Source organism: Staphylococcus sp. GDY8P85P (assembly GCF_017892405.1).
GTDB lineage: Bacteria > Bacillota > Bacilli > Staphylococcales > Staphylococcaceae > Staphylococcus > Staphylococcus borealis.
Map to the genome: position 1 here is coordinate 337 of NZ_JAESLA010000064.1, position 295 is coordinate 631.

Below are 295 nucleotides of genomic sequence, written 5' to 3' on the forward strand. Positions count from 1 at the left end.
CCCCCTTAAAATTCAAAATAAGAACATTTGAATTTAAACAAACCTCCTGCCATCTCAGCAAGGGGCACTTGAAAACCGTTTGGAAATCATCAAGGGACGGGTAGTATTTTTGAAAAAGCCACTCAAAAAATCTCCACTCAAGGCACGCATAAAATATCAGCGAATATACCAAAGGAGTGAACATATTGATTCCATATTATCTTTGGTTTAAAGAAAACATTTAAAATTCATGATTATATGCCAACCATTCGACTATTTTTTGAGTTTGTTAAAAGTTCCGAGGCTCAACGTCAAT